11 protein-coding genes and 1 tRNA gene are annotated in these 9,081 nt (G+C 72.3%); 9 read left to right on the top strand and 3 right to left on the bottom strand.

The window, feature by feature from the left end:
• The 5 genes from VEW93_02570 to secG form a co-directional block, all read left to right on the top strand.
• On the top strand, positions 1 to 313 hold a 313-nt coding region (locus VEW93_02570; protein HYI60669.1), incomplete at its 5' end, for an RNase adapter RapZ.
• A 78-nt stretch (positions 314 to 391) separates the two neighbouring features.
• Positions 392 to 1,402, top strand: a complete 1,011-nt coding sequence (gap, locus tag VEW93_02565) for a type I glyceraldehyde-3-phosphate dehydrogenase (GenBank protein HYI60668.1) — start codon at positions 392 to 394, stop codon at positions 1,400 to 1,402.
• 5 nt (positions 1,403 to 1,407) lie between these two features.
• Positions 1,408 to 2,556 (top strand): phosphoglycerate kinase, encoded by a 1,149-nt coding sequence (locus tag VEW93_02560; protein ID HYI60667.1) that lies wholly within the window; start codon positions 1,408 to 1,410, stop codon positions 2,554 to 2,556.
• 10 nt (positions 2,557 to 2,566) lie between these two features.
• Entirely contained in the window at positions 2,567 to 3,340 is a 774-nt protein-coding gene (tpiA, locus tag VEW93_02555; GenBank protein HYI60666.1) for a triose-phosphate isomerase, read from the top strand.
• A gap of 143 nt (positions 3,341 to 3,483) precedes the next feature.
• The gene (gene secG / locus VEW93_02550; GenBank protein ID HYI60665.1) at positions 3,484 to 3,717 is read left to right on the top strand and encodes a preprotein translocase subunit SecG; all 234 of its coding nucleotides are present in this window, start codon (positions 3,484 to 3,486) and stop codon (positions 3,715 to 3,717) included.
• A gap of 7 nt (positions 3,718 to 3,724) precedes the next feature.
• Here the strand turns inward: secG and VEW93_02545 are convergent, their stop codons facing one another.
• From VEW93_02545 to VEW93_02535, 3 genes are read right to left on the bottom strand one after another with little or no spacing between them, the layout of a single operon-like run.
• Positions 3,725 to 3,868: a hypothetical protein gene (locus VEW93_02545; GenBank protein HYI60664.1), complete on the bottom strand. Its 144-nt coding sequence runs from the start codon at positions 3,866 to 3,868 to the stop codon at positions 3,725 to 3,727.
• Positions 3,856 to 5,592: a family 20 glycosylhydrolase gene (locus VEW93_02540; protein ID HYI60663.1), complete on the bottom strand. Its 1,737-nt coding sequence runs from the start codon at positions 5,590 to 5,592 to the stop codon at positions 3,856 to 3,858. The genes VEW93_02545 and VEW93_02540 overlap by 13 nt, the downstream gene beginning before the upstream one ends.
• Positions 5,589 to 6,245 (bottom strand): GNAT family N-acetyltransferase, encoded by a 657-nt coding sequence (locus VEW93_02535; GenBank protein ID HYI60662.1) that lies wholly within the window; start codon positions 6,243 to 6,245, stop codon positions 5,589 to 5,591. Before VEW93_02535 ends, VEW93_02540 begins: the two co-directional genes overlap by 4 nt.
• A 71-nt stretch (positions 6,246 to 6,316) precedes the next feature.
• Here VEW93_02535 and VEW93_02530 point away from each other — a divergent pair, with 71 nt between their 5' ends.
• From VEW93_02530 to VEW93_02515, 4 genes are all read left to right on the top strand, one after another.
• Positions 6,317 to 6,982, top strand: a complete 666-nt coding sequence (locus tag VEW93_02530) for a hypothetical protein (protein HYI60661.1) — start codon at positions 6,317 to 6,319, stop codon at positions 6,980 to 6,982.
• A gap of 31 nt (positions 6,983 to 7,013) precedes the next feature.
• Positions 7,014 to 7,100: transfer RNA gene (locus VEW93_02525), tRNA-Leu, on the top strand.
• 519 nt (positions 7,101 to 7,619) lie between these two features.
• On the top strand, positions 7,620 to 7,826 hold the full coding sequence (locus VEW93_02520; GenBank protein HYI60660.1) for a hypothetical protein: 207 nt from the start codon (positions 7,620 to 7,622) through the stop codon (positions 7,824 to 7,826).
• A 163-nt stretch (positions 7,827 to 7,989) separates the two neighbouring features.
• A complete protein-coding gene (locus VEW93_02515) occupies positions 7,990 to 8,985 on the top strand; it encodes a DUF4917 family protein (GenBank protein ID HYI60659.1) in 996 nt (331 codons plus the stop codon).
• Positions 8,986 to 9,081: the final 96 nt, after the last annotated feature.

The raw sequence follows: 9,081 nt of genomic DNA, 5'->3' as shown, positions 1-9,081 counted from the left end.
CCTCGTCATCGACTGCCGGTTCCTCCCGAACCCCCATTGGGTCGACGAGCTGCGCCCGCTGTCAGGTCTCGACGAGCCGGTGCGCGACTACGTGATGTCCCAGCCCGAGACCGCCGAGTTCATCGACCGGCTCGACGCCCTGTTCGAGCTGGTGCTGCCGGCGTTCGTGCGCGAGGGCAAGTCCTACCTCACCGTTGCCTTCGGCTGCACGGGTGGCCGGCACCGTTCCGTGGCGCTCTCCGAAGCGATCGCCGGGCGCCTGGCCGCCCACGGTCACCACCCCACGGTCACCCATCGCGACATCGACCGATAGCCCGCTCGGTGCCCATTGGCACACCCTCATCCCACGTGGTCGGATAGGACCACTGACCCATCCAGGAGGACTTCATCCATGAGCGTTCGTGTCGGGATCAACGGCTTCGGCCGGATCGGTCGCAACTTCTTCCGCGCCGCGAAGAAGCAGGGTGCCGACATCGACTTCGTGGCGGTGAACGACCTCGGGTCGATCGACGTCATGGCCTACCTCCTGGAGCACGACTCGGTGATGGGCCGCCTCGATGCGACCGTCGAGGCGAACGACGACGGGCTCGTGGTCGACGGCGACCAGCTCAAGGTGCTCGCCGAGCGCGACCCCGCCAACCTTCCCTGGGGTGATCTCGGCGTCGACGTCGTCATCGAGTCCACCGGCTTCTTCACCACCCGCGACGCGGCGGCCGCCCACCTCACCGCCGGCGCGCCGTACGTCATCGTCTCGGCTCCAGCGACCAACGCCGACGCCACGTTCGTGGTCGGCGTCAACGACGACACGTTCGACACCGAGGCGCACAAGGTGATCTCGAACGCCTCGTGCACCACGAACTGCTTCGTGCCGATGATCAAGGTCCTCGACGACGCCTTCGGCGTGGAGAAGGGCCTCATGAACACCATCCACGCCTACACCGGTGACCAGCAGCTCGTCGACGGGCCCCACAGCGACCTGCGCCGGGCCCGCGCCGCGGCCATCAACATCGTGCCCACCTCCACCGGCGCGGCCCGGGCCACCGGCCTGGTGCTCCAGGCCATGCAGGGCAAGCTGGACGGCACCTCCCTCCGGGTCCCGGTGCCCACCGGCTCCATCACCGACTTCACGGGCCTGCTGAAGACCGAGGCCACGGTCGAGGAGGTCAACGCCGCCTACGCCGCGGCGGCGGCCAGCGGCCCGCTGGCCAAGGTGCTGGCCTACTCCGAGGACCCGCTGGTCAGCTCGGACATCGTGGGCAGCCCGGCCTCGGTCACCTTCGACTCGGGGCTCACCATGTCGCAGGGCAACCTGGTCAAGGTGCTGGGCTGGTACGACAACGAGTGGGGCTACTCGAACCGCCTGGTGGACCTGGCCCTCATCGTCGGCGCCGCCAACCAGTAGCGCCGGTGAGCACCGCTGACATCCCGCGCCTGGAGGACCTGGAGGCCGCCCTCGGGGGCCTGGAGGGCAAGCGCGTCCTGGTGCGGGCCGACCTCAACGTCCCCCTGCGCGACGGGACCATCGCCGATGACCTGCGCATCCGGGCCGCGGTGCCCACCCTGCGGTGGCTCGTCCAGCGGGGGGCCCAGGTGACGGCCTGCTCCCACCTGGGCCGGCCCCAGGGGGCGCCCGACCCGGCCTTCTCCATGGACCCGGTGCGGGCCCGGCTGGCCGAGCTGGTGCCGGGGGTGGAGGTGCGGGAGAACCTGCGCTTCGACCCGGGCGAGACGGCCGACGATCCCGCCTTCGTGGCCCGCCTGGTCGAGGGCCAGGACGGCTACGTGAACGACGCCTTCGGGGCCTCGCACCGGGCCCACGCCTCAATCGTGGGCCCGCCCCGGCACCTGCCCAGCGCGGCAGGCCGCCTGTTGGCCGAGGAGGTCGACGTCCTGCTCCGCTGCCGCGACGCGCCCCGGCGGCCGTTCGTGGGCATCCTGGGCGGGGCCAAGGTCAGCGACAAGCTGGGCGTCATCGGCGCCCTGCTGGAGGTGTGCGACAGCCTGATCATCGGCGGGGGCATGTGCTTCACCTTCCTGGCCGCCCAGGGCCACCGGGTCGGCTCGTCCCTGCTGGAGGAGGACCAGGTCGACGCCTGCCGCCGGCTGCTGGGCTCGGGCGCCCCCCTGCACCTGCCCTCGGACATCACCGCCCTGGGCCCGGGCGGGAAGATCGGCGACCCCTCGGCCGGGGGCGACGTCCGCCAGGTGGGCCGGGACGTGCCCGACGGCTGGATGGGCCTCGACATCGGGCCCGGCACCGCGGCCGAGTTCTCCGACGTCGTGGCCGAGGCCCGCCAGGTCCTGTGGAACGGCCCCATGGGCGTGTTCGAGGACCCCCGCTTCGAGGCCGGCACCCGCACCGTGGCCGAGGCCGTGGCCGACTGCCGGGGCTTCACCGTGGTGGGCGGGGGCGACTCGGCCGCCGCCGTGGCCCAGTTCGGCCTGGCCGACCGCATCGACCACGTCTCCACCGGCGGCGGCGCCTCGCTGGAGCTGCTCGAGCAGGGTGACCTGCCCGGGCTCGAGGCCCTGCGCCGCGGCCGCACCCCGTCCTAGGAGGACACCCATGGCTCGCCTCCCGCTCATCAGCGGCAACTGGAAGATGCACCACAACCACTTCGAGGCCCTGTCCACGGTCCAGAAGCTGTCGTACCTGCTGGGCGACGACCTGGACGGCAAGGTGGAGGTGTCGGTGCACCCGCCGCTCACCGACCTGCGGACGGTCCAGACCACCATCGAGCAGGACAAGATGGCCATCGCCCTGGGGGCCCAGCACTGCCACTGGGAGGACAAGGGCGCCTTCACCGGCGAGGTGGCCCCGTCGATGCTGGCCAAGCTCAACGTGCGCTACGTGATCGTGGGCCACTCCGAGCGCCGGGAGGTCTTCGGCGAGACCGACGAGTGGGTCAACGACAAGGTGCTGGCCATCCTGCGCCACGGGATGACCCCCATCCTGTGCTGCGGCGAGACGCTGGAGGAGCGGGAGGCGGGCCGCACCGAGGAGAAGGTGGCCGGCCAGGTCCGGGCCGGGCTCCGGGGTGTGAGCCCCGAGCAGGTGGCCGGCCTGGTGCTGGCCTATGAGCCCATCTGGGCCATCGGCACCGGCCGCACCGCCACGCCGGAGGACGCCCAGGCCACCTGCGCCCTGGTGCGGGCCACGGTGGTCGAGGTGGCGGGACCCGAGGCCGCGGCCGCGGTGCGGATCCAGTACGGGGGGTCGGTGAAGCCGGCCAACGCCGCCGAGCTGATGGCCCAGCCCGACATCGACGGGGCCCTGGTGGGCGGGGCGTCGTTGGACGCCGAGGAGTTCGCCCGGATCGTGCGCTTCGGCGACGCCTGACCACCGGGGCCGGTTGCCGGGCGCCCGGCGACCCGGGGCGGTGCCGGGCGACGGGGTGATGGGGTGATGGACCTCCGGGGGCCGGGCCCCGCTACCCTGTCAGCCGGTCGTCCGTGGCCGCCCGACCCGAGGGAGTCCCGTTGCTGTACGTCGTCACCCCGCTCCACCTGGCGGCCTCGTCGATCCTCGTCGTCCTGGTGCTGCTGCACAGCGGCAAGGGCGGAGGCCTCTCGGACATGTTCGGTGGTGGCATCGGGGCGTCGGCCGCCGGTTCCACGGTGATGGAGAAGAACCTCAACCGCATCACCGTCGTGGTCTCGGTGGTGTGGAGCTTCACCACCATCGCCCTCGGGATGCTCCTCACCACCAACGCCTGATCGTCCCTCAGCGGAGGTCCCTGGGGCCTCCCGCGGGGATGGCCATCGCTGCGGCCAGGTCAGGGTCGAGGCGGGCCAGGCTGTCGGCCAGGCCACCGGGGCGGGCCCGGGCCAGCCAGGTGGTGGCCTGGCCTCGGATCAGCTCGGCCATGTCGTCTCGCAGGTGGTCGGCGCCGGGCCCCTCGGAGCCGAGCAGGCGCCAGGCCCCGTGGCGGGCCAGGCGGGCGGCCTGGCTGACCTCGGCCACCACGTCGCTCGTGTCGGTGCAGGTCGGCCGGGCGCCGGCCACCTCGGCCAGGGCGTCCTCGATGGCGCCGAGCACGTCCCGGACCCGGTCCCGGTCGGGGGGGCCGAGCACCAGGTGGACCACGCTCGGGAGGAGGGCGGCGGAGAGGGGGCTGCCGTTGAGGGCCCGTTGGCCGGTGCGGGCCCACTGCCGGCCCAGGGTGTCGAGGGCGGCGGCCAGCCGGCCGGTGGGGTCGCCGAAGACGTGGTGGGACAGGACGGCGCCCAGGTCCAGGTCGTGGTTGGCGTCGGCTCCCCAGGCCAGCGCCCCGCCCAGGACCAGCGGTCCGACGCTGCCGCGGGGGGCTGGTGGTGGCCGCCGTCGCCCCAGTCGGTGACGAGGTAGCCCTCGGTGTCGTGGGCCCGGCCCACCAGGGCGGCGTCCAGCAGGTTGGCCCTGGCGTTGTCGATCCGGCCCACCAGGGAGCACCACGACGAGGTCCCGGGGGCGACCCAGAACGGCACGCCGGCCTTGGCCAGGGGGGCGACCTGGGGTGCGAACCCGGAGAAGGCCTCGGGCCCGGTGCCGAAGGCGGCCATGAGCTGGACCACCGGCTCGGGGAGGTCCAGGGGGCGACCGCCGGGCGGCGGGGCCTCGTAGCACCAGGCCACGGGGACGATCCCCTCCGGCAGGTCCCGGGCCTGCTGGGGGTGGCGGCGCAGCACGTCGGCCCACACCTGGACCTGGCGGCCCTCGGCCAGGAGGGGATCGGCCAGGCGGCGCAGGTGCTCGACGTAGACCGGGCCCAGGCCCCGGGCCTCCACCGCGGCCCGGCTGGCCCCCCGGCCCAGCTCGAAGGGCTCGTCGCCGCCGATGTGGACGGCCCGGCTGCGGAAGGCGGGGAGCAGCTCGCCGAGGAGGCCGAGGGTGAAGGCGGCGTTCTCCGCGGTGGGGGCCAGGACCGAGGGCGGGAGGCGCAGGCCGGGGATGGGCTCCCAGCCGTCGGGGCACTCGGCCCGGTCGCGGTAGCGGTCGTGGGCCAGCCAACGGCCCATGTGGCCGAAGCAGTTCTGGTTGGCCACCAGCTCGATGCCCTGCGCCGCGCACAGGTCGTCGAGCCAGGCCACGTCGTCCGGGGTGAGGGGCGAGGCGCCGGCCCAGACCTCGTCGTGGCCGGGATAGGTGAAGGTGTGCTCGATGTAGAGCTGGAGCTGGTTGAGCCGGGCCAGGGCGGCGATCTCCACCAGGCGGGCCAGGGTGGCCCGGGTGGGGACCCGGTCGCGGCTGACGTCCAGCATCAGGCCCCGGGTGGGGATGTCGGGGTGGTCCTCGACGTGGAGGGCCGGGAGCCGGCCGTCGGGGCTCTGGCCGCGGACCTGGCCGAGGAGCTGGGTGGCGTAGCGCAGCCCGGCGTCGTCGCCGTGCTCGATGCGGATGCCGGTGGCCGCGGAGATGGTCAGCCGGAACCCCTGGGCGGGGAGGCCGGCGGTGGTGGCGGTGTGGACGGTCCCGCCGGCGTCGGCGAGGTGCCCGGCCGGCCCGACCTCGGTGGGCGGGGCCCCGACGGGGACGGGATCGGCGACGGTGCCGCCCAGGGCCTCGAGGTGGCGGGGGCGGGGCACCAGCACCAGGTCCTCGACCCGGCTCACGGGAGGGACCGGACCATGAGCTGGGTGTGGTGGCGGCTGCCGTCGCGGGCCCGCAGGCCGGGCATGGGCACGGGCCGGCCCCGGGGCTCGAAGCCCACGGACCGGAAGAAGGCGAGCGCCCCCGTGTTCTCGGCCCAGGTCCCCAGGTGGCAGCCGGCCACGCCGTCGGCCCGCAGCGTGTCCAGCCACCGCTCGATCAGCTGGCGGCCGAAGCCCTGGCCCCGGGCCCGGGGGAGGAGGTCGATGTGGAGGTGGGCCGGCCAGCGGCGGTCGTGGAACCCGCTGGCCGGCAGGTCTCGGTGGACGGCGGCCCGCCCGAGGTCGGCCACCGCCCGCCACAGCACCGGGGCCGTGCCGGGGCGGGCCAGCAGGCCTCGCCGGAGGAGGTGCCGGGCCACCAGGGTGCCGGGCGTGGCCACCCTGGTGCTGTCCCGGCAGCCGAGGAGGTAGCCGGCCACCGAGCCATCGATCTCGACCACCGAGGCGGAGCCGGGTTCGTGGTCGGTGTACCAGGAGGCGAACAGGTCGGCGAAGCTCTCGGGGTCGGACCACTGCCACGCCACCGGGTCGCCCATGTAGCCGGTGTCGAAGCAGATGCGCCGCACGGCCGGCCGGTCCCGGGGCTCGTAGCCCCTGATGCGCCCTTCGGCCACGGCCCGACAGTAGGCGCCGCCGGCCGGGGCGGGGCCCGAGGGGGCGATAGCCGTCTCCTACCATCGGGGCGATGGCCGCGGTCCCGAGGTCGGCGTCGGAGCACCCGGCGACGTGGAAGTTCGACATGCCGATCTTCCACGCCGAGAGCCGTGCCGCGTGGCGGGCCTGGCTCCAGGCCAACCACGGCTCCGAGCGAGGCGTCTGGCTGTGCTCGTGGCGGGGGTCCACCGGCCGGCCGGTGTGCCCGTACCCCGAGGCGGTGGAGGAGGCCATCTGCTTCGGCTGGATCGACTCGACGGTGAGCGTGCTGGACGAGGAGCGGGCGCTGCAGCTGATGACGCCGCGCAAGCCCAAGAGCTCGTGGACCCGCCTGAACCGCCGGCGGGTGGCGGCCATGGAGGAGGCCGGCCTGATGGCCGAGGCCGGCCGCCGGGCCGTCGAGGTGGCCCGTCAGAACGGCTGGTGGACGATCTACGACCCGGTCGGACCTCGTCGAGCCCGACGCCCTGGCCGCCGCGCTGGATGCGAACCCGGAGGCCCGGGCCCAGTGGGACGCCTTCCCGCCCAGCGCCCGGAAGATGATGCTGTGGTGGGTCATCAGCGCCGCTCGGGAGGCCACCCGGCAGCAGCGCATCGCCGCCGTGGTCGAGAAAGCTGCAGTGGGCCAGCGGGCCCATGGCTGACCCGCTGGGGGCCGGTGATCTTTCGGGCCTCTCAGGCGAGCGTGGTACCGTGATCGACCGCCCGAGGCGCACCTCGGGGGCCACGTCGGAGTGGCGGAATTGGCAGACGCGCTAGCTTGAGGGGCTAGTGCCCGCAAGGGCGTGGGGGTTCAAGTCCCCCCTCCGACACCACTAAGGACACGGCCCAGGTCGGCCGTCGCCACCACCCGGTTCTCGTCCGGCTGGTAGCGCAGCCGCAGGCCAAGGGATGCGTAGACCTGGGCCTTCTCGGTCGGCTCGGCCGCGCTGAGGACGCGCTCCAGTCCGCCGACCGCTCACCATGCACCGGCTCGGTCCCGACAGGAGCACCACCTCTGCGTGCCAATGCGGCGGATCCGCCGTCCAGCAGGGGAGCGGCGCCCGTGCCACCAAGGTCTGGCGCCCCGGCGTGGGCGTGCAGCGCCTACCTGACCCGGGCATGTGCCGGCCGCCGTTCGGTTACCTGGGATGCCCCAGCACAGGTGTGGTGCACACCAAGTGTGCGTGGGCGCGTATGTTCAGCCATCGTCGGGCCCTCCTACGAAGGGTTCGGCCACGGCCCCGGGCAGTTGGCGCTGCGCCGAGGCCACTTGCACCTCGGAGGTCGAGGGACACCCAGTACTACCACTGGTTGTCCACTTAGTCAACGGACGCGGCCTAGCGTGCCGCCTCGTGGGCCGACAGGTGGATGCCGACGATCTGGTCGGAGCTGGTGAGATCGCCGACCGCCTCGGCCTCGCCCACGTCGCCTCGGTCCACAACCTCGTCCGCCGCCACGCCGACTTCCCCCAGCCCATCGCCACCATCGGCCAGAACCGCGTCTGGCTCTGGGCCGAGGTCGAGGCCTGGGCCCGAAAGACAGGGCGGTCGTCAGGCTGACACACCTCCTGCGCATGGTCGTGAACCCAGGGCAGGTCGCCGTCGAGGGCCCCGTTCGGGCGTACGCTGCTAGCTGCTGAAGGGCAAGTTCGTTGACCACCGCCAAAGTCATCTCGTACGACGCAGCGCAGGACTGGTGCTCCGACGCCGGAGGCAAGTGTCAGTGATCCTCGGCAACGGCTTCAGCATGGCGTACGACCCCCACGCATTCGGCTACGACGCACTCGCAGACCACGCAGAGGCCCAAGCCCACCTGTCCGCAGCAGCGTTGCGGCTGATGAAGGCGCTCGGGACGACCGATTTCGAGGAGGCCATGCGGGCGATCAGGGCGACGATCAGAACGCTCCGAGCCCTGAACCCGACCGGGTACAAGAAGACCCTCACGAGGTTGGAGGCGGCGGAGACGGAGATCCGGGAGGCGCTCGCTCAGTCGGTCGCGGGGCTTCACCCAGAGCGCCCGTACGAAATCGATATGCGTTGCTATCTCTCGGTGCGCCGTTTCCTTCGGCCCTTCGATCACATCTTCTCCGTCAACTACGACCTCCTCCTCTACTGGTCGCTGATGCAGGAAATCACCGACGGCGCAATGCGCTACCCCTCTCGCGCCCACGACGACGGGTTCAGAGACAGCGGCGTGGACGGCGATGACACGGTGTTGTGGGACATCTACGACCCGTTCAAGCAGACCGTCTACTACCTGCACGGCGCTCTCCACCTGTACCTGGGCGCCGACGGCCTTCGAAAGCTGACGTGGAGTCGGACAGGGGAGCCCCTCGTAGATCAGGTGCGCGAGCAACTCGCCATCCATCGATTCCCCCTGTACGTGGCGGAAGCCGACTCGCCGACGAAGCTCGACCGGATCAATCGCAGCGCATATTTGTCGCGAGGCCTACGCAGCCTGAGCAGCGTCGGGGGCTCGGTCATCGTCTATGGGCATTCCCTGGACCCCAACGACGCTCACATCTTCGAAGCCTTGGTCCGCTCGAAGGTGAAGCGAGTGGCAGTCTCCGTCTACGGCGACCCGAAGTCATCACGGAACCGCGCAGTCATCCAGACGGCGAAGGATCTCGTGGGCTGTCGGGCAGCCCGGTCCCCGCGTGCGCCCCTAGCCGTGAAGTTCTTCAACGCCGAGGACGTCGCGCTCTGGGACCCGGCCTAGACGCCCTGCATCGAGGCAGAACTCAAGTGAAGTTCCTGCTCAGAGGTTGCGACACCTTGTAGTGGCGTCACGTTGGTCACCCATCAGATGGGCATC

The organism is Acidimicrobiales bacterium (genome assembly GCA_035630295.1).
Lineage (GTDB): Bacteria > Actinomycetota > Acidimicrobiia > Acidimicrobiales > Iamiaceae > Iamia.
The sequence above is the reverse complement of the archived record's forward strand: the minus strand, read 5'-3'. Positions and strand labels throughout refer to the sequence as shown.